25 protein-coding genes are annotated in these 23,644 nt (G+C 63.5%); 23 read left to right on the top strand and 2 right to left on the bottom strand.

Features of this window, described 5'->3' with window-relative positions:
* The first annotated feature begins 21 nt into the window (after window positions 1–21).
* The 22 genes from ACZ60G_RS04115 to ACZ60G_RS04010 all read left to right on the top strand — a co-directional run bounded on the left by ACZ60G_RS04115 (window position 22) and on the right by ACZ60G_RS04010 (window position 21,986).
* The gene (locus ACZ60G_RS04115; RefSeq protein ID WP_465807130.1) at window positions 22–219 is read left to right on the top strand and encodes a hypothetical protein; all 198 of its coding nucleotides are present in this window, start codon (window positions 22–24) and stop codon (window positions 217–219) included.
* Window positions 216–434, top strand: a complete 219-nt coding sequence (locus ACZ60G_RS04110; protein WP_465807129.1) for a hypothetical protein — start codon at window positions 216–218, stop codon at window positions 432–434. Before ACZ60G_RS04115 ends, ACZ60G_RS04110 begins: the two co-directional genes overlap by 4 nt.
* Before the next feature lie 68 nt (window positions 435–502).
* Window positions 503–1,018, top strand: coding sequence for a hypothetical protein (locus ACZ60G_RS04105; protein ID WP_465807127.1), 516 nt, complete (start codon window positions 503–505; stop codon window positions 1,016–1,018).
* Complete coding sequence (locus ACZ60G_RS04100; RefSeq protein ID WP_465807125.1) at window positions 1,015–1,350, top strand: hypothetical protein; 336 nt, start codon at window positions 1,015–1,017, stop codon at window positions 1,348–1,350. The genes ACZ60G_RS04105 and ACZ60G_RS04100 overlap by 4 nt, the downstream gene beginning before the upstream one ends.
* Before the next feature lie 3 nt (window positions 1,351–1,353).
* On the top strand, window positions 1,354–1,767 hold the full coding sequence (locus tag ACZ60G_RS04095; protein WP_465807124.1) for a hypothetical protein: 414 nt from the start codon (window positions 1,354–1,356) through the stop codon (window positions 1,765–1,767).
* A 3-nt stretch (window positions 1,768–1,770) separates the two neighbouring features.
* Complete coding sequence (locus ACZ60G_RS04090) at window positions 1,771–2,163, top strand: hypothetical protein (protein WP_465807122.1); 393 nt, start codon at window positions 1,771–1,773, stop codon at window positions 2,161–2,163.
* A gap of 12 nt (window positions 2,164–2,175) precedes the next feature.
* Window positions 2,176–3,489 (top strand): hypothetical protein, encoded by a 1,314-nt coding sequence (locus tag ACZ60G_RS04085; RefSeq protein WP_465807120.1) that lies wholly within the window; start codon window positions 2,176–2,178, stop codon window positions 3,487–3,489.
* Between the two features lie 91 nt (window positions 3,490–3,580).
* Window positions 3,581–4,015 (top strand): hypothetical protein, encoded by a 435-nt coding sequence (locus ACZ60G_RS04080; protein WP_465807118.1) that lies wholly within the window; start codon window positions 3,581–3,583, stop codon window positions 4,013–4,015.
* 41 nt (window positions 4,016–4,056) lie between these two features.
* The gene (locus ACZ60G_RS04075) at window positions 4,057–4,494 is read left to right on the top strand and encodes a hypothetical protein (RefSeq protein WP_465807117.1); all 438 of its coding nucleotides are present in this window, start codon (window positions 4,057–4,059) and stop codon (window positions 4,492–4,494) included.
* Complete coding sequence (locus tag ACZ60G_RS04070; protein WP_465807115.1) at window positions 4,491–10,019, top strand: phage tail tape measure protein; 5,529 nt, start codon at window positions 4,491–4,493, stop codon at window positions 10,017–10,019. The genes ACZ60G_RS04075 and ACZ60G_RS04070 overlap by 4 nt, the downstream gene beginning before the upstream one ends.
* Entirely contained in the window at window positions 10,020–10,952 is a 933-nt protein-coding gene (locus ACZ60G_RS04065) for a hypothetical protein (protein ID WP_465807114.1), read from the top strand.
* A complete protein-coding gene (locus ACZ60G_RS04060; protein WP_465807112.1) occupies window positions 10,949–12,583 on the top strand; it encodes a Gp37-like protein in 1,635 nt (544 codons plus the stop codon). Before ACZ60G_RS04065 ends, ACZ60G_RS04060 begins: the two co-directional genes overlap by 4 nt.
* A 41-nt stretch (window positions 12,584–12,624) precedes the next feature.
* Window positions 12,625–13,437: a hypothetical protein gene (locus tag ACZ60G_RS04055; RefSeq protein ID WP_465807110.1), complete on the top strand. Its 813-nt coding sequence runs from the start codon at window positions 12,625–12,627 to the stop codon at window positions 13,435–13,437.
* On the top strand, window positions 13,438–14,439 hold the full coding sequence (locus tag ACZ60G_RS04050) for a glycine-rich domain-containing protein (protein WP_465807108.1): 1,002 nt from the start codon (window positions 13,438–13,440) through the stop codon (window positions 14,437–14,439).
* Window positions 14,440–14,787: 348 nt separating this feature from the next.
* Window positions 14,788–15,711: a DUF1906 domain-containing protein gene (locus ACZ60G_RS04045; protein ID WP_465807106.1), complete on the top strand. Its 924-nt coding sequence runs from the start codon at window positions 14,788–14,790 to the stop codon at window positions 15,709–15,711.
* A complete protein-coding gene (locus ACZ60G_RS04040; RefSeq protein WP_465807105.1) occupies window positions 15,708–16,364 on the top strand; it encodes a hypothetical protein in 657 nt (218 codons plus the stop codon). Before ACZ60G_RS04045 ends, ACZ60G_RS04040 begins: the two co-directional genes overlap by 4 nt.
* The gene (locus ACZ60G_RS04035) at window positions 16,361–16,741 is read left to right on the top strand and encodes a hypothetical protein (protein WP_465807103.1); all 381 of its coding nucleotides are present in this window, start codon (window positions 16,361–16,363) and stop codon (window positions 16,739–16,741) included. Before ACZ60G_RS04040 ends, ACZ60G_RS04035 begins: the two co-directional genes overlap by 4 nt.
* Complete coding sequence (locus tag ACZ60G_RS04030) at window positions 16,738–17,823, top strand: hypothetical protein (RefSeq protein ID WP_465807101.1); 1,086 nt, start codon at window positions 16,738–16,740, stop codon at window positions 17,821–17,823. Before ACZ60G_RS04035 ends, ACZ60G_RS04030 begins: the two co-directional genes overlap by 4 nt.
* A gap of 1 nt (window position 17,824) precedes the next feature.
* Entirely contained in the window at window positions 17,825–18,514 is a 690-nt protein-coding gene (locus ACZ60G_RS04025) for a hypothetical protein (protein ID WP_465807099.1), read from the top strand.
* A complete protein-coding gene (locus tag ACZ60G_RS04020) occupies window positions 18,514–18,849 on the top strand; it encodes a hypothetical protein (protein WP_465807097.1) in 336 nt (111 codons plus the stop codon). Before ACZ60G_RS04025 ends, ACZ60G_RS04020 begins: the two co-directional genes overlap by 1 nt.
* 957 nt (window positions 18,850–19,806) lie before the next feature.
* Window positions 19,807–21,567: a hypothetical protein gene (locus tag ACZ60G_RS04015; protein ID WP_465807095.1), complete on the top strand. Its 1,761-nt coding sequence runs from the start codon at window positions 19,807–19,809 to the stop codon at window positions 21,565–21,567.
* Window positions 21,567–21,986: a hypothetical protein gene (locus ACZ60G_RS04010; protein ID WP_465807093.1), complete on the top strand. Its 420-nt coding sequence runs from the start codon at window positions 21,567–21,569 to the stop codon at window positions 21,984–21,986. The genes ACZ60G_RS04015 and ACZ60G_RS04010 overlap by 1 nt, the downstream gene beginning before the upstream one ends.
* A 68-nt stretch (window positions 21,987–22,054) precedes the next feature.
* On the opposite strand, the gene ACZ60G_RS04005 is transcribed toward ACZ60G_RS04010, so the two are convergent.
* Window positions 22,055–22,372, bottom strand: coding sequence for a DUF732 domain-containing protein (locus ACZ60G_RS04005; protein WP_465807091.1), 318 nt, complete (start codon window positions 22,370–22,372; stop codon window positions 22,055–22,057).
* A gap of 433 nt (window positions 22,373–22,805) precedes the next feature.
* On the opposite strand from ACZ60G_RS04005, the gene ACZ60G_RS04000 reads away from it, so the two are divergent.
* Entirely contained in the window at window positions 22,806–23,078 is a 273-nt protein-coding gene (locus ACZ60G_RS04000) for a hypothetical protein (protein ID WP_465807090.1), read from the top strand.
* A gap of 11 nt (window positions 23,079–23,089) precedes the next feature.
* Here the strand turns inward: ACZ60G_RS04000 and ACZ60G_RS03995 are convergent, their stop codons facing one another.
* Window positions 23,090–23,236 carry a hypothetical protein gene (locus tag ACZ60G_RS03995; RefSeq protein ID WP_465807088.1) on the bottom strand — a complete coding sequence of 49 codons (147 nt, stop codon included), beginning with the start codon at window positions 23,234–23,236 and terminating at the stop codon, window positions 23,090–23,092.
* Window positions 23,237–23,644 lie beyond the last annotated feature (408 nt).

The raw sequence follows: 23,644 nt of genomic DNA, 5'->3' as shown, positions 1-23,644 counted from the left end.
CCTGAATTTTGGGAGGTGGCCGTGGCCGAGCATTACGCCGACGACTACACCATGATTCTGATCGCGCCTTCGAGCCCGAATCCGCGGGTCATCGGCCGATGGCTGAATTCCGAACCCGACGCCGAGCCCGAGCCCGAGCCGGACGAGGTGGAGACGAAAGTCGTGGCCGCGCCACGCAAGAGGGCAGCCAAGCCACGCGCCAAGGCTGAGACAGCGTGACCCATGTCGAGCGCGACGTGATCCGCACCGCGACGCAAGAAGAGGCACACGCCAAATGGGCGGCCAAAGCGGCGGCCGAGACAGCGCAGCAAGCCGACATGGATCGCAAGGCACGCGCATACAACGAGGCCCGGCACGTCTTCAAGCTGCATGGCAGCGTTCAAAATTCGGGAGCGTTCACTCTCGCTGAACAGTCCGGCGGAGTGAACAAGTGAGTTCGTATCTCGTCGACTCGGCACACCAGACCGCGGGTTTCGATCCGCTGCAATACGCCTCGGACTTCGTGCGGCGCTACACCAAACAGCGGATCGACTACGTGGCCTCGGAAACGATCCTCATCGACCCGCGCCCGGATGGTTCAGCGCAGCTGCCGGAGTTGCCCGTGCTTGCGGTCACCGCCGTGTCGGCATGGATGCTGTCGCCGACCACTGGGCAGTTCGATTGGCTGCCGCTGACCAACTATCAGTGGAACGAGCGCGGGCAACTCTACGACGTCAGCCCGATCACGCCTCCGGTGATCCCTTCGCCGAACGTCCCGTATCCGACGTGGCCGCGGCTGTCGGCTTCGCTGAAAGTCACCTACACCCACGGCTACAACCCGATTCCTGACGACCTGCAAAATCTCGTGCTTCGGCTCGCGGCCGAACTCAAGGTGAACCCCGACTTTGTGCATTCGCAGAAGGTCGGCGAAATCAATACGGTCTGGGCGCAAAACCCGGTGATCGGCGGCGCGCACATTTTCCTGCGCGATCAAGACCGGGAAATCCTCGACGCTTACTCGCAGCAGGGCCTTGCGTGAACTGGGGCAACGACACCATTACGTTGCTCGTCCGCACGCCCGGCGCAGCCGATCGCCTCGGTGTTGCCTCGATGACGACGACTCCGATCGTCAAAACCGGGGTGAGCGTCCAGGCGATGTCCACCACGGAATCGCAATCCAATGTCGACCTCACGATCTCAATGTGGAAAGCCTTTTGCCCGGTCGACGCGGATCTATTGGCACTGAAGCCTGTAGACGCCATTCAGTACCGCGGCGTTGTTTACGAGGATTTCGGCGACCCGCAGCTGTGGACCGATCGCAATGGCAATCCGCATCACGTCACGGTGATCCTCCGGAAAGCGAGGGGATGAATCATGGGCGCCAGTTTCGAACTCGACCACGCGTTTATCGCCGACTTCCTGAAAAACAGTTCGATCGTCTTCGCCGCCGTAGAGAAGGCGGGTCACGAGGCGATGGAGCACTGGAAAGAGATTGCCCCGATCAACAAGCACGGCGATATGAGCGAAGGCAAGCCGCACACCCTCAAGAGTGGCTATGTCGATGAGCCCGGCAGTTACCGGGATTCGATCCGAATGCGAATGATCAAGAATCCGACGCGCATCAAAGCCCGCGTCGAGGCGACTGATTACAAGTCGTACTGGCTCGAAGGCATCAAAAACCCCAACAAAAACAACAACCCGCCGCCCGAGCCGATGATGCACACCCTCGCCTACATGAAGTCGCAGGGCTACAGCATCGACAGTGAAGACCTGGGCGGCGGCGACTAACCGGTGTATATCGACACCGAAGAACTGCTCGTCGGCTATCTGCGGCCGATTTCGCCGGGCAATGTGGCGGTCGAAATGCCGAACACCCCGACATTTCCGTTCGTCTTGGTCACCCGTGCCAGTGGTGGAGACGACAGGATCACCGAATTCGCGATCGTCGAAATCTCGGTATTCCATTCCAGCCGAGCGCTCGCCAGTACGGCGGCGCGACAAATGCATTCGATGATGCTCGCCCTTCGGCCCTCGACGGCCGGTTTGGTGGTGGCCGGTTCGCCGGTGCGTATCGATCGGTGCTCAACCATCCACGGTCCGGCGTGGGTGAACTACCGCGACGAAAACATTGCGCTCTACGTGGGCCGCTATGTCATCGAGTCGCGGGTGAATTCTCAACCCTAGCTAGGAGATTCAATGGCCTACAATTTGTGGGACTCCATTTTCGCTGGGAACACCACCCGTATCACAAAAGCTTTGTACGGGTCGTTCCTCATTCGCGATTACAACGGTTCGGCGTCTTCGCTGCAGACCTACAGCCCATTCGATCCCATCACCGGCAATTTGTCGTCGACTTTGCTCACCACTGACGGTTGGTACGACCCGGGTCTCATTTCTGAGAATGGTGTGCAGTTCAATCCGAAATACACCACAAACGAAACGATGGCGTGGCAGTCGCGGACGGCTCAGCGTACCGACGTGACCGTGGACGAAGAGGAATGCGTCGTCAGCTTCTTGCAGTCTGGCCCGCGTATCGACGAGCTGAACTATGGTTTGCCGCTCAACAGCCTGGCCGGGACCGGTGCTATCGGCTACTCGGTCACCAAGCCCACCGTGCCGCAGATGCTGTACCGCCAGGTGCTCATCCTCGGCGTGGACGGCTCGAAAGGCTCGAACGAGTATTTCGCGATCCTCTACCCGCGGGCGCTGGTCACGAAGGTCGACAAGTTCGAGTTCGCGGCCAAGAACGCGGTCGAGGCGACCCTGACGTTCTCGAGCTACCCCGATCCGTTCAGCGGTTTCGCGGTGAAGCGGTTCCGCGAAGGTCCGGCATGGCGCGCGTCTGGTGGCACCACGACCGCGCCCGGAACCCCGGTGGCTACACCCGTTGTGGCGGCTCCGGTCATCACCTTGGGCACCGGCTCGTCTTCGGGCGGAACCTTGGCGGCGGGTACGTACTACTGGAAGGTCACTGCGACAACCGCGCTGGGTGAGTCGACCGGTAGCAACGAGTTGACCGCGACCACGACCGGCTCGACCAGCTCGCAGCCTTTGAACTGGACCGCCGTCTCTGGCGCGACCGGTTACAAGGTGTATCGCGGTACCGCTGCGAGCAGTGAGAACGTCTTGGTCACCACGATCAGCTCGGGCGCTACCGCGACCTACACCGATACCGGTGCGGCCGGTTCCGCTGGGTCGGTGCCGACCACGAACACGACTCTCGGCGCTGCGGTTCCCGCACATTCGGCCAACCTCGTGTTCACCCCTCCGGCCTCGCTCAACTCGCCGTTCACCTACACGGCGACCCAGCGGACCCCAGGCGGCACGGGCACCGCGTCGGCGGTCACCGGCGGCAACCTCACCGTGGTCTCGACCTCGAGCACCTCGGCGACGGTCAACGTGGCCGGTCTGACACCGGCGTCGACTTACGACTTCACCGTCACCGCAACCGGTTCCAACGGGTCTGTGTCGGTCCCGTCGTCGTACTCGAACGTCATCACCGCCACCTAGTAGACCCCGGCGGCGCGCTTCTTCGGCTGGGCGCGCCGCCGGACCTTCTTCACGTACAGCCGAAAACGTTTACAGCCGAGGAGTTTTCATCATGGCAGTCGCCAAAAAGTCCAATGCCCTGCGTATGTCCGCCGAAGAATTCGAGGCTCAGGCCGTCGAAGCGCTCGGCGAGAAGCCTGGCATCACTCTCGACCTGAAAGACGGTACAAGCCTCTACATTCCGCACCCGGCCACCGTCGACGACGATCGCCTCTCCGACATCGAGCGAGTGCAGAGCCGTCGCGACCTGGACACCGAGGAATACGTCGACGACGACGGCAAGGCGCAGACGCGCACGCTCGAGACGATCAACGGCCTGCCCGCCGAGCCGTTCGCGATCCGATTCGCCAAGGCGATTCTCGGTCCCGAAGACCACGCCAAGCTGCGTGCCGGTGGCGGCAAGAGTGCCCACGTCGTGTTGGCGTGGCAGTACTTGACCGACAAGGGCGAAGACGATCGGGCCACGGACCCAAAACCCGCGATGTAGCACAGGTTCTACGCCGGTATCCGGGGCAGGTCGAGTCTGACTTGTCGCTGCATCACGGCGTCGACATCCGCGAATGGTGGCGGTGGGCGTTCCTCGATGGCCCGGGGGACGTCACGTCACGGCGGGTGTGGAATCTGCTGCTATATCTGCCGGACGATTCGGAGCTGAAAAAGGCCACCCGCGAGGGTGATTGGACCTCCGATCAGTACGTCATGGCGCGCATCGCCAACGAAGTGATGCTGTATCGCGCCGACTACGCCGCCGCGCACAGCGCGCAAATGACGCCGCATCTGTTGCTCTCTCCGGCGCAGCAAGAAGTCGAGGACGCCGAGCGTCTGGCCGACGCCCAAGTCAAAGAACTGTTCCGCGCGCAACTTCACGGCGAATTCGTGCCACCCGCCCAGCCGGGACGGTCGTTCGACGCCGAAGCCGACCCGAAGCGCGAAGCCCTACGCAAGGCAGGAGGTGAACGCCCATGAGTGGTGCTGGCGCCAAGATCTTTATGGACATCCTGCCACGGCTGAACCAGGCCGAACTGCAGGCCGTAATGCAGAGCGTCACAGGGCGTTTCAACCGTCTCGGGCGTGACATCGAAGGCGCGTTCGGAAGCAATGTCGGTGGCGCAGCTGCTACCGCGGCCGAACGCAATGCCGCGCGCATGGAACAGTCGATGCGCACGGCCCAGGCCGGCGTGGCGCGGTCGATGGAAGGCATGGCGCGGGCGCAAGATGCGCAGGCCAACGCCTCGAACCGCCTCGCCGGCGCGCAGGCTGCCTACGCGGAGACCTTGGCGAAAGGCTACGAAGAGACCTCGAGCCGCGCTATCTACGCGTTGGGGCGGGTCGAGGCCGCGCAGCGGTCGCTAGAGGCCAACACGCGCGCGGTAACGGCGTCGATGAACGAAAACCTCGCCGCGCAAGCCAGGGCGATGGAAGCCCAGCGCGACTTGGCATCCGCGAACGCCGCAGTCGCCGGCGGGATGGGCGCGGTAGCCACAGCGGCATCGAAAGTCACTCTCGGTGTCGGAATCGGCTTGGCGGGTGCGTTCGCAATCGGCGTCGACCACGCGGCGAAGCTGCAAGAGAAGCTGCGTCTCGTCCAGACAACGGGCGATGAGTCCAACGCGACGATGGACGCAATGCGGACGAAAGTCCTTGACCTGCAATCGCAGTGGGGCTACTCGGCTGACACGATCGCCGAGGCATTGCGCTCGATCGAGCAGGCCGGTTACCGCGGCGACGACGCCATGAAGATCTTGGACACCTCGGTCAAAGGCGCGCACTCCGAGCACGCCGACCTGAACGAGACCGCCAAACAGCTCACGACGACCATGCACGACTTCAATTTCACTGTCGATCAGTCGTCGTCGGCGATGTCTAAGAGCGTCGAGGCCGTGTTCCTCGCCAAAACCAATTTGTCGGCGTATTCCGCCGCGATCGGTCAAGTCGAGAAGACCGCGAAGACCGCGCACATCTCGATCGACGACATGAACGCCGCCGTCGCGATGTCGACACAGCACGGCGCGTCCATCGAAGACGCCGCCAACCGCTGGTCGCACGCCATCCAGACCATGCAGTCGATGCAGGGTCCGCAGCTGGGCACTATCAACCAATTGGGTTTCACGCAAAACGAGATCCAAGAAATGATGGCCGACCCGAAAGTCGGGCTTGGCGGCACGATGGAAGCCGTTCAGCAAGCCATTCTTTCCCGGCGCGGCGCTGACGGCCAAGTCCACATGGGCACGGCCAAGCATTCCGCCGACGCGGAAAAGGCTGAGCAGGAAGCATTCAACCAGCTCGGCTCCATGGACCCGACCGGCGTCTCTAAAAGGATCGCCGAAAAGTTCCGCACGAACGGCGACCAGTCCGACGAGTCGTGGGGCAAAATGGTCGGCCACCTCTCGGCGCCGCAGCAGAACATGTTGCGCCAGTGGAAAAAGATCTACGACAAAAGCACGGGCTTCTCGTCCGCGATGAACAAAGGCTTGGCCGACGACATGTCGGTCGAGCAGGCAATGAAATTGGCTTTCGGCGATATGCCGACATTCTCCGCCGCGTCCGACATTGTCACCGGCGTCGAGGCCAACGGCCAAACCAACAAGAACTACGCAGAATTCCAATCCAAGCGCCACGACATGGCGACGCTCGGCGTCCCGGACGCAAACGGCGCACCCAAAGGGTCGGAAGAGTCGCAGCAGACATTGATGGCGCAGCTGCACAACCTGCGCGGCTCTATCTCGTCAATCCTGACCGAGGAAGGTCAGTCCGGCATCCAGCCATTGACCGACTTCGTCAAAGCGCTGGCGGACGGCACGCGCTGGCTCGGTCAGCACGGTACGGCACTGAAATACGTGACCGAGGCGTCTATGGGCGCCGCCGCGGCCCTGATCGCTGTGAAAATGACCAACGCGATTGGCGGCATGTTCATGGCGCCAGGCGGGGCACCTGCAGCCGCTCGACTGCTGGGCGCCGGAGGCCGGGGCATTTCCGCGCTCGGCAGTGGCCTGGCCAGCGCCGGCGCTGTGGGTTTCAATTACGTCGGGAGTCTCGCCGCCGACGCCACCGCAGCCGGAGCGCGCGGAGCATCAGCCGCAGGCACTGCCGCCGCAGCAGGTATGCGCACCGCGGGTACGGCGATCGTCGATTTCGGTGCTGCAGCGGCCAACGCGGCGGCCAGCGTCATGAATCTTCTCAAAACCGCAGCCGTTTCGGCATTCGTCTCCGCGTGGCAAGGCATCAAGACTGCGGCCGTCGCGATCCGGGAATTCGAACTCGGCGCACGAATCGCCGCAGCGGCGACCAAGGCTTGGACAGCAGTACAGCTGGCTTTCGACGCCGCGATGGCCGCCAATCCTCTTGGCCTGATCGTCATCGCTATCGCAGCCGTGGTCGCGGGCGTTGTCTACGCGTACACCCATTTCGAGTGGTTCCGCAATATCATCGACAATTGCTGGCAGTACATCAAAGGTTTCGGCGAATGGCTTGGTAGCGCATTCGTCGAGTCGTGGAACAAGACGTACGAATTCCTGCACATGCTCTGGTCGGATATCTACGAAAAGATCTTCAAATTCGAGCTCGACCTAGTCAAAGGCTACCTCGGCGGCTTCATCGATTTTTTTAAGAATATCGGTCACGGAATTGGTGAAATCCTCAGCGGTGTAAAGGATCTCTTTTCGGGGAACGTCGACGGAATCAAGAAGATCTGGGACGGTCTGAAAGAAATTGTCGCCGCCCCGGTGCGGTTTATGGTCGAGACCGTTTACAACGCTGGAATCGTCAAGCTGTGGAATGGCGTCTCCGGTGTCTTCGGTGACCACCTAGGGCACCTCGACCCGATCAGCCTGAATTTCGCTGGCGGCGGTGTGCTGCCGGGGTATCAGCCGGGCCGCGACACTGTGCCCGCGATGCTCAGCCCCGGCGAAGGCGTCGCGGTGCCGGAATTGGTGCAGGCGATCGGGCCGGGCAAATTCATGGCGCTCAACCATGCGTACAGCCGTGGCCGCCCGTCCGCGAATGAGACTGCCGGGCTGGGTATTCCGCACGCCGAGGGCGGTGGAATCTTCGGCGCGATCGGCGATGCCGCGCACTGGGTAGCGGACAAGGCCAAGATCGTGGCCAATCCGGTGTCCGCGCTCAACGAGTTGTTCCAACAGTGGATCGACAAGGCTCTTGGCGCGCCTGGCGATAGCAGCAAATTCCGCGACGCCATCGTCTCGTTCCCGCGGCACGTTCTCGACGGCGCTATCGACACGGTCAAAGGTTGGGTTGGTCTCGGCTCGGCCTCCGGCACCGCGAGCGCTGGTCCCGGTGCGCAGCGCTGGAAGTCGATGGCGCTGCAAGCGTTGGCCGAGAACGGTTTCAACCCCCCTGAGCGCTATGTCGACGCGATGTTGGCGCAGATCCAGACCGAATCGTCGGGCAACGAGAAGGCGATTCAGACGGTCATCGACGTCAACAGCGGAGGCAATGAAGCCGCTGGCCTGTTGCAGGTCACCCCCGGAACCTTCGCCCAGTACCGAAATCCGAACGACCCGAATGACCGCCTCGATGGCAAGGCCAACATGGACGCCGCGCTCAGGTACATGCGCGGGAAATACCACGGCGACATCCTCGGCGTTTGGGGTCACGGCCACGGCTACGCGGGCGGCGGTATCGCCGATCCGGAAGGCGTGCTCGACAGCAAGAACACCGGCGTCTACGGGTCGGAACGGCGCGGCGAGGGTGCGCCGAGCAGTCTGCCCACCCTGACGCAGACCGCTGCGGCCAACGACACTGCGGTGCGCCGCGCCCTGTCCTGGGTCAACTCCGTCGCCGGAACGCCCTACACCTATGGCGAATTGGATTGCAGCGGATTCCTTTCCGGCGTCTACGACCAACTGTTGGGCAAGCCCGTGCACCGCGCCTTCACCACGGTCTCGGACTTCCTGAGCCTTGGCTTCAAGAAGGGGTTGGGCGGCGTTTTCTCGCTCGGCGTCAACCCGAAGCCGGGGCAGTCGGGCCACATGGCTGGACGGCTGGCTGGACACCGCCTCGAATCCGGTGGCAGCCACGGCAATATCGCGATCGATGGCCCCGCGGTCGACGTGACCGACCCGCAGTTTACCGAGCATTACTTCCTTCCCGGCGAGATGTTCAATCCGCCGTACACGGGCAAGGGCGCGAACTCGACGTCGGGCAGCGGCAAGTACGCCGCCCAGGCCGACAAGGCAGCGGAGGACGCGGCCAAGAAGAAAGAGCAGGCGGCCAAGTACCTCGAGGACGCCAAAAAGGCTGACCAGGCGGCGGCGAAGCATCTCGAGAAGATGCGCCAGCACCAAGCCGACGCGGCGGAAGCACAGCGCAAGGCGGCTGACGCGATCCTCGATGTCGACCGCAAGAAGTACGAGAAAGAGGCGCAGAAAGCGCAGGAGGCGGCGACCACCGCGCAGGAGGCAGCCGCAACCGCGACCGAGCGCGCCCAGGGTTACCGCGACAAGGCGAGCAAAGCATCGAGCGACGCAACCGACCTCGAGACGAAGGCGCAGACCTACCGCGAGCGTTCCGCGCAAGGCGATACCACCAAGAGCGGCACGGGCAGCGCCAACCACCTGTTGACGCCTGTCGAGTTCGGTCAACAGCTCGGCGGGCTCGCGGTCTCCGGTTTGCTCGAGACGTTCGGCTTGGAAAACTCCGTGTTTGCCGATCCGAACAAGTCGCCACTGTTCCGCATCGCCAACGCCGCAGCCAACGCGAAATACGTTGGCCCGCAAAACCTGCTGGACCAACAGGCGTCCGACGACGACGGTACCGGTACCGGTACCGGCTACGACTCCGGCACTAGCTACGACTCAGGTCTCACCGGCTCCGAAGACATCGGCGACGACTTGAGCGCAACGCCGACACCTGACGACTACATCGGCTCCGAATCCGCGCCGGCGGCAACGCCGTCGCTCGGGACCGATCCGCAGGCGGGTAACCCGATGGGGCAGTTGGACACCGACCCTCACCCGGCATCACCGCCGGGGATGGTTCCGGTGAAACCTCCAAGCCCGCTCAACCATTCACCGCTATCGCAGGTGCCTACACAGCCCGCGCCGAGCGCGCCGAGCGGAAGCCGCGAACCGGGATGGGGTGGCAGCACCCCGCCGTCGCCAAGCCTCAACGGTGGCCGCGAACCGGGCTGGGGCGGCCAGTCAGCGCCAGCGCCGGCACCGAAGCCCGGCAGCTACCCACAGGCGTTGCTCGACATGCTCAACGGCACCCCGACCCATGACGAGGGCGGCTGGATCGGCACCGGCCTGAGCCTGGTCAACAACCTCACAGGCCGGCCGGAACCGGTGCTCAACCCGAGGCAGAAAGACAACCTCGACCGCATCGCCAACCGCGACACCGCGGACGGCTTGGGCGATCAGTTGCGGTCGATGGTGCACGTCGAGAACCAGCACATCCACGACGGAGATTTCCGCAAGGCGGCAAGAGAGTGGGTGCGCGAGATGAACGCATACATGGGCGGCGGGACGCGCTAGATGCCGTTGAATATCACACCCGCCCAAGGCAATCCGACACCTTGGGCGGTCAATTCGCTGTTGTCCGACAACGCCTCGATCGTCACATGGGTCGGTTGCGACGGCTCCCGCTGGCCTCTGTCCGGCGGGCTCGCGCCGATCCCGGGTGCGCAGGAAGGCGCGAGCCTAGTCGACATCAAGGGCTTGATGGCCCCGTTCAAACATTTGGACAAACAGGGCGCGCGGCAAGACGGCGCGGACTGGGTGGACGCGGTGTACGACGTCGGCGAGATCGACATGACGATCACCCTGTCCGGCAATACCCCCGCCGGATATCGCAGGGTGCAGCGCGGATGGATGAACTCGTGGGACGCGCGGCGCACGGGCCGGCTGTGCTGGTTCACCTCCGAGTTGGGCGAGTGGTGGATTCCGCTGCGTCTGCACAAAGAGCTGACCGACACCATTCGGCAGGCACCCGCGATGTTGACGGCGCAAAAGTTCATGTGGACCGGCCGCGCCGACTACCCACTGTGGGCGTCGTTCGACTCGACTTCGCAGCTGACCGCCTCGTCCGCAACGACTCTGATCGATCCGGCGGGCCAAAACCATGATGGCTGGCTGCCGCTGTGGAATCGCGGCGATCAAGACGGCTGGCCGCGGTATCTCGTGCAAGGTCCCGGCACATTCACGATCGGCAACAACGGCGACGTGGGCGCGGTGATTTTCGGACCGCTCACCGCCGGGCAGTCCGCGCTGATCACCACGTTGCCGCGTAAGCGCTCGATCGTCGAAATGACGACGCAGACCAATCTGTATCCGCTGCTGACCGGGCGTTTCTCCGCGAGCGTACCCGCGGGTGCCGCGATCCAAGTCCCGGTGTCTGTCACTGGCGCGACGCCGGGTCTTACCTCGATCGTCGGCAGCCTCACGCCGTATCGGAAGTGGCCTGAGTGACAAACCCCGGTTTCGATCTCACCACGATCGACCCGAGGCAGATTTTCGCACGAGCTGACGCGATTGCGTCGACGCGCACCGATGAAATGGTCGACGTCGCACCGCAATTCATCGTCACGATGTACGACAACCATTATCGGGTTCTCGGTGAAATCAGCGACTACATCAGCTGCACAGCCACATTCGAATTGAATGGTGTAGGCACCGCGACGATCGTCATGAAAGGCGATGACCCGCTAGCCGAGGCTGCGATGGCGTGCGCTCGGACCGTTGTCGGAATCACCATTCAAGTCAACGATCTGCGGTGGTCCGGACGAGTCGATACAGCGGGCGATGACCGCGTCGACGGCGTGGACACGGTTACGCTGCAATGCCTTTCGGACTGGAACTGGTTTAACAAGCTGCTGGTGTGGCCCGCGTGGTGGGCGCCGATCGAACTGCAGTTTCCGAAAGAGGCCGTCTACATCGGTCCGGCCTGCTCTGTGCTCGCCACCATGGTCACCGAGTGCGCAATTCGGTTGCAATCCGGGCTCTGGGAGTTCCTGAACAACATCTTGGACCCCGCGGCTTGGTTCGCTACCGCGCTGATGGGCCAAGGCATTCTCACGCCTATCGCAGTGGTGCCGGTCGACACGTTGCACGACCAGTCGAAATGGGTTGCCGTCACAAGCAAAATGGCGACAGTCGCCACGCTGGCGGGCCAAATCTGCAAAGACAACGGCGTCGCCTTGACGGCGGATCTGTGGTTGCCCGGAGAGCCGCAACCGACCACGGCGTACACGCTGAGCGTGCCGACCATCGTTGTTCGGGTCACCGACCGCAGCGGTATCACCGGTCCTACAGGAACATTCGTAGACGGACTCATCTCGACGGTAATCGATATCGCCGAGGGCGCGTTCGGCGAGTCGGTGGCACCGTTCACCAACTCCGAATTCACCCCGCCCGGCGTAGATTTGGCCGCGCAATTCGGTTTCCACTGGCAACGCCCGTGGGCGATCTACACCGATCACCCGCGCGGCGGTGTCAAAGAGTTTCACACCACCGCGCACCACCCGCTTGCCTACACCGTGGTCTCGGGCGGCCGTAGCCCGCAATGGGTCAACAAGCTGATCGACCTCGTCCTAGAGTTCGCGCTGTCAGAGATTTTGACGGCGATCGGCCTAGCGGGTATTTCGAGCACTTTGCTCGACGGAATCTTCGATAACGTCGTGCTCGCCTACCAGGAGATCGAAAACGCTCCGCGCCGTTTCGCTCTCGGTCCATACGGCTATCCGGAGATCTTCGTAGCGGCCGGTTCCACGGCCTACACGCTGTCCGAATTCTTCGCCTTGTTCAATGGCATGTGGGATAGCCGCGGTTACTACTCGTGGGAACTCGTCACATTCGATGGCCAGCCGTACGCGTTTGGTAAAGACATTCAAATCGGGGACCTCGCCTCGTGGGTGCGGCGCGGGAAAATGTACACCGATTACCTCATGAAAGCGACCGTCATCGACGACCGCTCGAAGCGCGTGGAATTCATCGCGCATATCGGCGACAACAAGAGCCGCGAATCTCCCTGGGCACGCCTGCAAAGGCAAATCACCGGGTTCGAGGCGGCGATGCAAGTCGCACTACTTTCGCAGAACTAGGTGCGTGATAGATGACAACTCCCATTGTTTGGCAAGGGTCGGTGGTTTTCACCGGCGCTACCGACCCAGCACAAAACGGCATCGCCACCCTGACTCTCACTCCGTCCGGTGGCGTCAGCAATCTGCCAGCGTTGGTGCAGGGGCAGCCTGGTTTGCCGCCGACGCTGCGCAACATCAACGTCACCCAGTACACTGCAGGCACCACGCCGCCGGCCTCGACGTTCACCCTGGTCACGCCAGGTACGGCGGGCACGGCCAGCGTCTACGACCTGAACCTCAACGTCAACTCTGGCGCGACAGGCGCGGCGGGAACCAATGGCACGATCTCCGGTGCAAGTGATGTCAGTGGCGGCCCGCCGGGCTCGGCGACAGACGGTTACACGCTGTACTGGAATAACGCGACATCGAAATGGGCGATCTCCGCGGCGAAGCGCACTGTCCCGTACAACGTTCCCAATACGTCATTCTCGGCGCCGTACAACAACAACGGCCAAACCTATGTCGTCGCGACCATCGGTGTTCCCGCGCAGCCTTATGCGTGGCGGCCGATCGTGCACGGCGGATTCTATGCCACGGGCACAGTCAATACTCATGTCGACGGCGTTGTCCGCCTGAACAATTCGGCCTCCGGCGATATCGTCGGCTACGGGCTCGGCTGGAATGGTGCGGGACCGTACCCGGTGACCGTGCAGCCCGCATTCAGTCAGAGCGTCAGCAGCACGACCTACGGCCAAGTTGCGGCGAACACCACCGCGACAATCTATCTGATCGCCACACAGGTCAATTCCACGACCGATTCTTGGCAGACGATCAACACGAACGGCTATTTCACTGTCGAAGTCGTGCCCACGTAAATGGCTGTCACCCACGACAACACATCGAGCAGTAGTTACACACCGAGCGTCAATTTCGGTGCGTTCGGCGTAGCGTTGCTCGACGGTATCGGCGCGAATATTTGCGACTGGGTTACCGGCGCGACCGGCGGATTCATCAATTTGTCCGCGTGGGCCGCGCAGCTACGCCAAGACGCCACGAACGCGGTCAACGGCGCGATATCCATCTCCCAAGGTGTGACCGGCCCGATTACCGGTACTGCGTCGAGTAACCCGAGCGCGGTCAAACCCGCTGTGACGCAACTGAACAACCAGGTGCAGATCTCCGGGCAAGCGCCGAACATCCAGATTTTCAACGCCAACGGCACCTGGACCATGCCGACCGGAGCGAAAACCATCGACGTGTACGACATCGGCCCGGGTGGTGGTGGAGGCCATGGCACCGGAAATGGCTACCCCGGGTCCGGCGGTGGCGGCGGCGGATATTCGAAGTACACGTTCAGTGCCGCCTCTCTGACTTCAACCGTGACGGTCACTGTGCCCAGCGGCGGCCTCGGCGGATCTGCCGACAACAACGCCGGGGCCAACGGCGCTACCTGCACATTCGGTAGCTACCTATCTGCAGGCGGCGGCCATGGCGGACAGTCGGCGACGACAATCGCGACCGGTCAGAAGGGTTTCGGCTCGGAATCCTATGTCGATGTCTCTGGTGGCGCCGGAGGAAGCAACTCGCCCGGTGTCGCAGGCAACGATGCCCAGTTCTCTTCTGGCGGCCTCGGCGGTACGTCTGGCGGCGGTGCTGGGGGTAATGGCAATTCGCCGACAACCTCGGGCATCTACGCGCCGGGCTCGGGCGGGGGCGGGGGCGGAGGCGTCGGCGTCGGCACAGCTGGTGTCGGTGGCAATGGCGGATTCCCTGGCGGCGGTGGCGGCGGCGGCGGTGGCTACTCAACCGGTGGATCGAGCGCTGCGGGCGGCCAAGGCGGAGGCGCGCAGATCGTTGTCGTTACCCACTTCTCCTGATAGGCAACAACTTTGAGTAAGCACATTTGCAGCGACTGCCACCTGACGATCCATCGAAACCCCGCCGACCCCGACTCAGAGGCGTGGACGGACCAGTTCATCGCTGACCATGAAGCCATTCACGATCGCCAACTCGAAGAACACGATGGCGACCGTGAAGCGCTCCGGCGTCGGCTGCGTCATCCCGCGCACCACGCCGCTATCGAACACGCGGCAAAGACCGCCGAGCCGCTACCGCATTGGCCCTACAAGAAGGGTTACAACCCGCCCGGCGGCGCAGACCGAAAACCGCCCAAAGCTCCGAAAAGGCATCTGGGCGGCAATATCCATCACAAAGTCAGGTGACACATGACTCTCGGACTCGACTACGCCGCTGGATATCCCGGTGGCGGCGCGATCAAATCGGGCGGCTACGACTTCGTTGTTCGCTACCTCTCGCCCGGAGGCGCGAGCCTGCCCGGCAAACAGCTGCTGCCTTGGGAGGCTGACGACTTGCGCGCCAACGGCGTTGAGATCGTCAGCAATTGGGAGACCTACGCCAACAGGATGACCGAAGGCTACGAGGCGGGCGCATATGACGCGACCCTCGCCCGCGCCCAAGTGCTCGCGTGCGGCGGCTCCGCTGAACGGCCGATCTACTTCTCGGCCGACTGGGACGCAAGCCCCGACGAGCAGACCCTGATCGATGACTACCTGCGCGGCGCAGCGTCGGTGCTCGGCGCACAGTGGGTCGGCATCTACGGCGGCTACTGGCCTGTCAGTCGCGCGCTCGACAACGGGACGGCGGCTTGGGCGTGGCAGACCGGCGCATGGTCCGGCGGCAACCGCGAACCGCGCGCCAACCTGTACCAGCGGATTGGATACGCCTGGGTAGGTGGCGTCCAGTGCGACGAAAACGAAGCTGTCACACCGGATTACGGCCAATGGTCGCTTGCCGGTGCACCCCCGATCAACCCCTCTGAGGAGGCGACGAATATGACCCTCACCCAAGCCGATGTCGATGCGATCACCGCGAGCGTCACCAAATGGCTGGCCGATTTTTTGATCGGCTACGTCGGTCCCGGCCTCTCGGACATCAAAGACGTCCGTGAGCAGCTGACCGGCTCACGGAACGCTGTCCACAACGAGGACGGTTCGCTGAATGTCGCCGCGAGCTACCCCGGCTGGACGCAGCTGGGCAACCGCACCGTGGCCGACGCCGTAGCGGCAACCGCTGCACGCAACGGCATTACCGGCGCGGTCGACCTCAACCCGAACGGGGCAGCCAAGTGAACATCAGCGCATACACCAAATCCATCCTCGCCGCAGTCGGCGGAATCACCACGGTAACAACCGAATTCGTGACCCTGTCGCACTACCTGCCCCCTGGGTACGGCTGGGTGACCGGCGCTACCACCTTCTTGACCTCGGTCAGCGTCGGCGCCACCACGTTCGGTATTTGGCTCGCCGCGAACGGGCCGATGATCCAGGCCGACGCGGACGCCGCGGAAGGCATCGTCAAAGACGTCGAGTCTTTCGCGCACGACGTGCGCAACATCGACTGGAAGGCCGAGGCCGCGAAAGTAGCGCACTCACCGCTGACCGCGCTGGCCGAGGCCGAGAAGGTCGCTCACGATGTCGCGGCCGTACCTGTCGCGGTACGCAAAGTCGTGGCCGAAGCCAAGACCGATCCCGCCCAGGCCGCGAGTGACGCCCTGGCCGCGGCGCAGAGCGTGACCCATGCGGCGGCCGACGCGGTGTCGACCACTGCGGACGCACCGATCGTGTCGGCACCACTGGCCGAGGCGGTCGCACAGACCGTTGCCGCGCCTGTGGTTCGGGCGGTTGAATCAGCGGTCAACCCGGTGATTCAGCAGGCAGAGAACGTCGTTGCCCCGGTCATTGCTTCGGTTGCCGACATCTTGAAGGCGAACCCGATCCGGTGATGTGGACTGAGATCCTGGCGCCCGCGCTGTCGTTCGCCGGCGGCGCGGGCGGCGCGGAGCTGATTCGCAGTTGGCGCGGCGGCCGACGCGACGATGCCGAGAACCGCCGCGACGAAGCCGTGGCGGACTCAGCTATCGCGGACGCGGCCGTCAAGTTGCTCGAGCCTTACCGCCAAGAGGTCGAGGAGCTGCGCCGGGAAGTCGGCGGACTGAAAACCGAGATGCAGGCCGACCGGCGCGAACAGATCCGCGTCGTCGGCCTGCTACAGCAAGCGATCTCCGTGATACGCGACTGTGTGTCGGTCTTGCATGAGCGCGACATTCCCGCGCCCGCGATGTCTCCTGAGCTGTTGGCCGAAATCGAAAGGGCCGTATGAGCATTCCCGCTGGCGTGACCGCAGTCGAGGTGTGTTGCCTGCCCGGGTCGACGGCCAACCCGATCGCGCAGGTATCGGTGCAGGTTTCGCCGACGATCACCGCGACATGGCTCACCACCGGTCAGCCGCTGTCGAGCATGTGCGACACAAGCCCGATCCCCGGATGGGTTGTGCTCCCGGCGGTCGATCAGGCGGGTTTCGTCTCCGCGCCCGGCAGCGGCGTCACAGGCTGGTCCTATCTGATCACTACGACATGGACGCTGTCGGACGGCACCCACGGCCAGGAAACCGGCACGATCCAGGTTTTCGCGAACCAGAGCGTTGTCTACCTGTCGACCAACGGCGGCATCTTCACCGCACCGTCGCTGTATCCGGTCGGCGGTGTCGCGCTCAACGGCTGGGTGCCTGCGTATTCGAATCTGCCTACCGGGCTTGGCCTTTCGGCGGCCGGAGCCACTTATATCTGCCAGGCCGATAGTCGCGTCTACGTGTGGTCCGGTACCGCGTGGCCCGCCAACGGCCAAGGCTTCTATGTCGGCGGCACGGTGGGCGCTACAGGTGCTGCCGGCCCATCGGCGCCGAACGCCACCACTTCCGCGCCCGGCTTGGTACAGCTGGCCGGAGACCTCGGCGGCACCGCGACATCGCCCACCGTCCCGGCCTTGGCCAACAAAGCTCCCGTGGCGAATCCGACTTTCACAGGGACGGCCACCACGCCCGCCTTGAAGGTCACCACGAGCCCGGCAGCGGGCAAAGTCTTGGTGTCCGACGCGAGCGGTAACGCCACGTGGCAGACACCGCCTTCGGCGACCTCGAGCGTTGTCGGCGGCGTGCAGCTGGCCGGAGATCTCGGCGGCAGCGCGACCGCGCCCACGGTCCCGGCCCTGGCCAGCAAGGCGCCGGTGGCGAGTCCGACTTTCACCGGCACCGTGGCCATGCCTGCGCTGCGGGTGACGGCCGGATCGCTGCTCGCGGGCAACGTCTTGACATCCGACGCGAGTGGCAACGCCACCTGGCAACCGCCTGCATCGACGCTCACCGCCGCGCAGTCCGCTGCGCTGGCAATGGTTCTAGGAGCCTGAATTGGCTGGCAACAACGTCATGGTCGCTGCGGCGATCTCTCCGCAAGTCCTTATCTCTGGCCAGCTGACGACCACCGAGATCGCGACGTACACCGTGCCCGCGTCGACCTCGGTGAAAATTACGCATGGCGTCATCACCAACATGTCCGCTTCGCTGACAACGACTTTGACCTTGGGAACTACCTCGTCGTCGGGCGGCACACTGGCGGCCAACACCTATTTCTGGGTGGTGACCGCGGTCAACGCGGCGGGGGAGTCGCTGGCCTCCAACGAGGTCACCGCGACCACTTCGGGCACAACCTCATCGCAACCGCTGTCATGGACGGCGGTCCCGGGCGCGACCAGTTACAACGTGTGGCGCGGCACTGCGTCCGGCGCCGAGGGCCTGAAATACAACACCAGCTCAACGTCTTTCACCGACACTGGCGCATCGGGTACGACTGCGACGTTGCCCACGGCCTCGACGTTCGGGCAGGCGATCACCGTGAATCTCGGCATCGCCAAGACCGGGCAGACATTCGGCGACAAGACTCACCGAGTGCTCAGCGGCTATTCGCTGGCGGTGAATACCTCACTGCCGCTGACTGGATACGTCACGGGCGCGATGCTCGGACCGGGCGACATGCTCGGCGGGTCGGCATCCATCACGGGCAGTGTCGATTTCGTCGTCTCGGGCACCGTCCACAGCTGATGACCGCTCCCGTCATGGTCGCGGTGACTGGGCCGTGGAACGCACCGAGCATCAACCACCTCACCTCGATCACGGTCACCGCAGCGCCCACTCTCACGTGGACGGCTACCGGTGCGCCGCTGTCGTCGCTGTGGTCCTACACCGGCGGCCTACTGCGGTTGCCCGCTGTCGACCAACCAGGATTCGTTGACGCGCAAGGTAATCCAGCGCTCGGCTGGCGCTACGGCATCACCGCGCGCTGGGTCGACGCAGACGGCTCGAGTTACAGCGATTCCGGCGCGATCCGGGTGTACGCCTACCAGGCCGGCAGCACCGTATACCTGACTCAAAGGTGACCGGCGCGCGGCGCGAACTTTGTGTTAAGGTCCCTGATACAAGTCAGCCCCGGCAGGTGCTCCAACACCGTCCGGGGCCTGGGTGAGAATCTGGGACTAAATGAGCAGACTCGCACCGTAGGACGAGATCCTACGACGATTCTGGCGCTTTCGCCAACCTCCCCCTTGGTCGCTGCGCCCGTAGGCACCAACACGGGTGACACGCCTTGCCCGCGTGGTCGTCGCCCGTCAGATGGGCCGCTGCACATATTCCGATGACACAGAGCCGACCGGTAAAGGCGGACTCGGGCGGTCCCAACGTGGCTGTTGGCGTGGATACCAGGGTTCCCCTGGGTGTTCCTGGCTCTGTGCAGTATCCCAGTCCCGGCAGGCCGTGTAATTCCCGTGCCTGCGTGCATACCAAGTGACCGACGCGACCGACCGACCGGCGTGACATTCGCGTTAAGGGTGCATCCGTACTTCGCGGTACCGGGGTGCCCCTGCGCTCCCTCAGCTTCCCTCTCTCCCAGCGTAATCCGCCGGTCTGCACGCGCAGCGTGGCGGCGAAGTCTTCGAAAGGGGCCGAATTCTATGGCTCTGACCACCGCGAACACGTACCCGATTGGTGGGATCGCGCTCAACGGCTGGGTCTCGACGTACGCGAATCTGCCTGCGACGTTTACCCTTTCCGACGCGGGCAAGGCGTACATCTGCCAGTCCGACAACCTTCTGTACGTCTGGTCCGGGACCGTCTGGCCGAGCGTGGGCCAAGGCTTCAACCTCGCAGGTCCGATCGGACCTAACGGCGGCATCGGACCCACGGGCCCGGCGAACTCACTGAGTATCGGAACGGTTGTAACAGGTGCTCCGGCGTCGGCCACGATCACCGGTACCGCGCCGAGCCAAGTTCTGAGTCTGGTTCTCCCTGAAGGGCATTGGTGGACCGGTACGGGTGCGCCCGGCACGATCGCCAGCTCGATGGACGGGGACCTGTACCTGGACAACAGTGGCACAGGCAACGTCTATCAGCTCCAGTCTGGAGTCTGGGTCTCCCAGGGCTCGCTGAAAGGTCCGTCCGGGGCTACAGGCGCGACCGGGACCCGAGGTAGTGACTGGTTCACCGGCAGCGGTGCGCCCGGCACGGTCGCGGGTGCGATCGCCGGGGACTTCTACCTCAACACCGCCAACGGCACGTACTACTCGTACAACGGCAGCACTTGGACCTCTCAGGGCTCACTGCTCGGCCCGACCGGCGCCACTGGCTCAACCGGGGCGAGTTCGACGTGGTTGACCGGTTCTGGTGTCCCGTCCAGCGGCTTGGGTAACAACGGCGACATGTACTTGAACACGTCCAACGGCGCGGTCTACGGTCCGAAAGCCGCTGGGGCGTGGGGTTCCTCGGTCGCGAACATCACCGGGCCCGCAGCGGCCGATGCAACGTCCTCGAGTAAAGGCATCGTGCAGTTGGCGGGAGACCTCGGCGGTACGGCCGCCGCTCCCGCGGTGCCGGGCAAGGTCGACAAGCTCACGCCGACCGCCGTCAAAACCTCGGCCTACACCGCGGCGGTAGGGGATTGGGTGCCGTGTGATGCCTCCGGCGGCGCGTTCGCGATCACCTTGCCTACGGCCCCGGCCGACAAGGCGCGAATCGTCGTCGAGAAGGTCGACACCTCGGCGAACGCCGTAACGATCAACCGCGGCGGCTCGGACGTGTTCAACGTCGCGTCGGGTGCGACCAGCATTTCTGTCGCGCTCAAAAACAGTTCGGTGGTGCTGCAATACACTGCGTCATCGGCGATTTGGTATGTCGGCTACGCAAACGACCTGGTCTCCCTCGACGGCCGATACGCACCGCTCGCCTCCCCGGCGCTGACCGGCACGCCAACCACGCCCACAGCCACAGCGGGCACCAGCACCACGCAGATAGCGTCTACCGCGTTCGTCGCCACGTCGTTCGCTCCGCTGGCCTCGCCGGCATTGACCGGTACACCGACCGTCCCAACGGCATCGGCGGGCACCAACACCACGCAGGCGGCATCGACCGCGTTCGTCCAGACCGCGGCGGCGAACGCTGGCGGCACCGTGGCAATGCAGGCGTCGAAAACCTCGGCTTACACAGCGGTTGCGGGCGATTTCGTGCCGTGCTCGTCCAGCGGCGGTGCGTTCACGGTCACTCTGCCGACGACCCCAGCGAACGGCACACGCGTCACGGTGATGAAGGTCGACACCTCGGCGAACGCCGTGACCATCGCCTCGGGCGGCTCGGACGTAATCAACGTGTCCGGGACGACGCAACTCAAGCTGGTCGGGCAGTTCGCTGTGGCAACGCTCGAATACGCGTCGGCCGCGGCGATTTGGTACAACCAAGAAGCTGGCAGCCCCTGCAAATTCACATGGCTCGTCCAGTCGAGTACCCGCGCGAGCGGCTACGGCGATATGCCCGAAGGCATCTACTTCGACCAGGACGCCAAGATCTTTGCCGTCCAGTTCCGCGTGGGTACCGCCGATGCGTCGGGCTCGAACACGATTGCGCTGTACAGCAACACCACGAACGCGGCCACAGGCTCCGCGATCAGCAGCGGTTCGACCACGCTGACCGCGACCTCAGCGGGCGCCAAGACCACCCTCACCGGGCCTTGGAGCATCACGGCAGGGACCTTCCTGCAAGTCAATGTGACGGCGCTCGGCACGACACCCGGCGCGCGGCTGTACTGCGACGTGATCGGGGTGTACCTCTAATGTTCGTCGCCCGCGCCGCCGCTCTCAAGCCGTCGTCGCAGCGGATGAACCTGTCCTCGTCGTACTCCACGACTACGACCGCTGCCCAGGCCACGCCGTTCGCAGCAGACGGCGGTTACCCTGCGACCACCATCACGTCGAACGCCCTCGTCGTCGACCGGGCCGGAGTCATCAACATTACGTCGAATGCCGTGTACGGCAGCAACTTTGGTGCCCAGACGGTCACGGCGTACATCTATCGCAACGGCGCGCAGATCAGCAGCGCGTCATCGACCGCGACCAGCGCGACGCTTAACCCCGGCATCAACGGTGTGTCAGTGTCGGCTGGAGACACGATCGCGATGTACGCCAAATCCGTCAGCACCGGCGGCGTCAACCTCACCGCGACAACGACTTTCGTGCAAATCGACTCGCAATAGCCTCCGCGCGGCACACAACGCCCCGCTCTCCGGATCGCCGGAGGGCGGGGCTTTTTCGCGTTCTACGACTACTTCTTGTGCGACGGGCACAGTGTCGCGACGGCGTCATCGACAAAGGCAGTTCCATCAGCCCCGCTGAACATCGGTGCGGCACCGTCACGCAGCTGCGAGATTCGGTAGTACTCAAGCGCGACGTTCGGGTTGGCGTCCAAGTCGGAGCAGACCCGTTGGCCGAGCTGGTATCTGTTCAGCGCATGGTCGTGCGGCTGCACATTGTCGCGCTCGAGCGCGGCTCGAAAATCGCCTTCAGCTTGGGCCGAGGACATGTCGCAGCCTGCCGCGGCCAGCGCAATACCGATGGCGACGGCGATGGTTCGGAAATGCATTGGGTTACCGCCTGATTGATGTTGAGACCCCCGCGAATGCGGCCCTGGCCAATATCGCACGAAGCACCGCGAGAAGGGAAGGCGTGCCGCTGTTACGGTACGCCAGTGCCAGTTTTAGGGCGTGTGGAGGTGTGGAGGTGTGGAGGACCGCGAGAGAGAGAAATGGGCCGAAAGTAAAAAGTTGGTAAAGAGTCTCATTTTGCGACTGCGCTTGCAAAAGCTAGCAGTGCAGGTCAAAACGATGCTTAGACTAACTAACTAAGTATCTTTTCGTATCACGCGTGAGACGGCGCGAAAAAGCGCTGTGGAGGTTTTTCCACCTCCACAGCTCCACAGCGGCGGAGGAGGCGACTCCAGACGGAGAGCGGTGCTCACTCGTATGTCGCTCGGCGGTGTATTCTCGCCCCAGCGGGCAGCGGGTTAGGAGATAGCCATGGCGCAGGCCAATGTCGAATCCAGTGTCGAGCGGGACGACAGCGGCCGAGTCGTCGTCACGGCATGGTTGGGTGAACACCGCGGGCACCTCATCCTGCAAGACAACGTGGTAGCGGTGGCGGGGGACTTCAACGACAATCCGTTTCCAGTCGAACTGTTGCCTCTGCTCGCGCGCGCAGCGCAAGTGCTGGCCGAGCGAACCGAAGCTCAGGACGCGATCAGGCTGGCCATGTTCTTGGGTGCGCCGGACACGTCGAACAGCGACGACTAACGCTTCGCTCATCACTCCAGCAGCTGTTGCACCCATGTGGCCAGCTCGAAAAACTCCTTCCCTGCCAAGCTGGACAGCCACGAGATTTCGTCGTCCGAACATCCTTTGCCCTTGTGCCACTTCATGGTGTTGAGCAGGAAGTGCAGTCCGTTGGTCATGTTGATTGATGCCCCCTCCCGGGCGTTGCCGCGTGTCAGCCCGGTGGGTGTCGACCCCGCTCGACCTGTCCCGCCGCGCCGCGCGCTAATGGGTGAGTTCTTCTACGCCAATGTTCGAACATATGTTCGATTCTGAGGGTAGTCTAGCGATAATCAACCCATGTTTGCACCGTCGATTTGGGGGATCTGACCGTAAATACGTCGGGCCGGTCGGATGATCTCGCCTTGCGCCTGTCGGCAGCATCTACGGAACCAAGCCGCGCTGCCTAGCGGTCGATACGTCTCATTTCGGCATCCCTGCAAACCTCCTGTAACCCTGCTGTTTCTGCGTCGATACTCACATCGTGGGAGCCGCTAGACGACACGTCAACAACTTGGATGGATACGAATCTTAGCTGTTTCAGGTAT

This window comes from Nocardia sp. NPDC102475 (genome assembly GCF_055584605.1).
The sequence above is the reverse complement of the archived record's forward strand: the minus strand, read 5'-3'. Positions and strand labels throughout refer to the sequence as shown.

Coding starts and splice junctions, on each gene's coding strand:
- ACZ60G_RS04095 (WP_465807124.1), top strand. CDS start 1,354: ATGGGCGCCAGTTTCGAACTCGACCACGCGTTTATCGCCGACTTCCTG.
- ACZ60G_RS04085 (WP_465807120.1), top strand. CDS start 2,176: ATGGCCTACAATTTGTGGGACTCCATTTTCGCTGGGAACACCACCCGT.
- ACZ60G_RS04080 (WP_465807118.1), top strand. CDS start 3,581: ATGGCAGTCGCCAAAAAGTCCAATGCCCTGCGTATGTCCGCCGAAGAA.
- ACZ60G_RS04070 (WP_465807115.1), top strand. CDS start 4,491: ATGAGTGGTGCTGGCGCCAAGATCTTTATGGACATCCTGCCACGGCTG.
- ACZ60G_RS04065 (WP_465807114.1), top strand. CDS start 10,020: ATGCCGTTGAATATCACACCCGCCCAAGGCAATCCGACACCTTGGGCG.
- ACZ60G_RS04050 (WP_465807108.1), top strand. CDS start 13,438: ATGGCTGTCACCCACGACAACACATCGAGCAGTAGTTACACACCGAGC.
- ACZ60G_RS04045 (WP_465807106.1), top strand. CDS start 14,788: ATGACTCTCGGACTCGACTACGCCGCTGGATATCCCGGTGGCGGCGCG.
- ACZ60G_RS04030 (WP_465807101.1), top strand. CDS start 16,738: ATGAGCATTCCCGCTGGCGTGACCGCAGTCGAGGTGTGTTGCCTGCCC.
- ACZ60G_RS04020 (WP_465807097.1), top strand. CDS start 18,514: ATGACCGCTCCCGTCATGGTCGCGGTGACTGGGCCGTGGAACGCACCG.
- ACZ60G_RS04015 (WP_465807095.1), top strand. CDS start 19,807: ATGGACGGGGACCTGTACCTGGACAACAGTGGCACAGGCAACGTCTAT.
- ACZ60G_RS04010 (WP_465807093.1), top strand. CDS start 21,567: ATGTTCGTCGCCCGCGCCGCCGCTCTCAAGCCGTCGTCGCAGCGGATG.
- ACZ60G_RS04005 (WP_465807091.1), bottom strand. CDS start 22,372: ATGCATTTCCGAACCATCGCCGTCGCCATCGGTATTGCGCTGGCCGCG.
- ACZ60G_RS04000 (WP_465807090.1), top strand. CDS start 22,806: ATGGCGCAGGCCAATGTCGAATCCAGTGTCGAGCGGGACGACAGCGGC.
- ACZ60G_RS03995 (WP_465807088.1), bottom strand. CDS start 23,236: ATGACCAACGGACTGCACTTCCTGCTCAACACCATGAAGTGGCACAAG.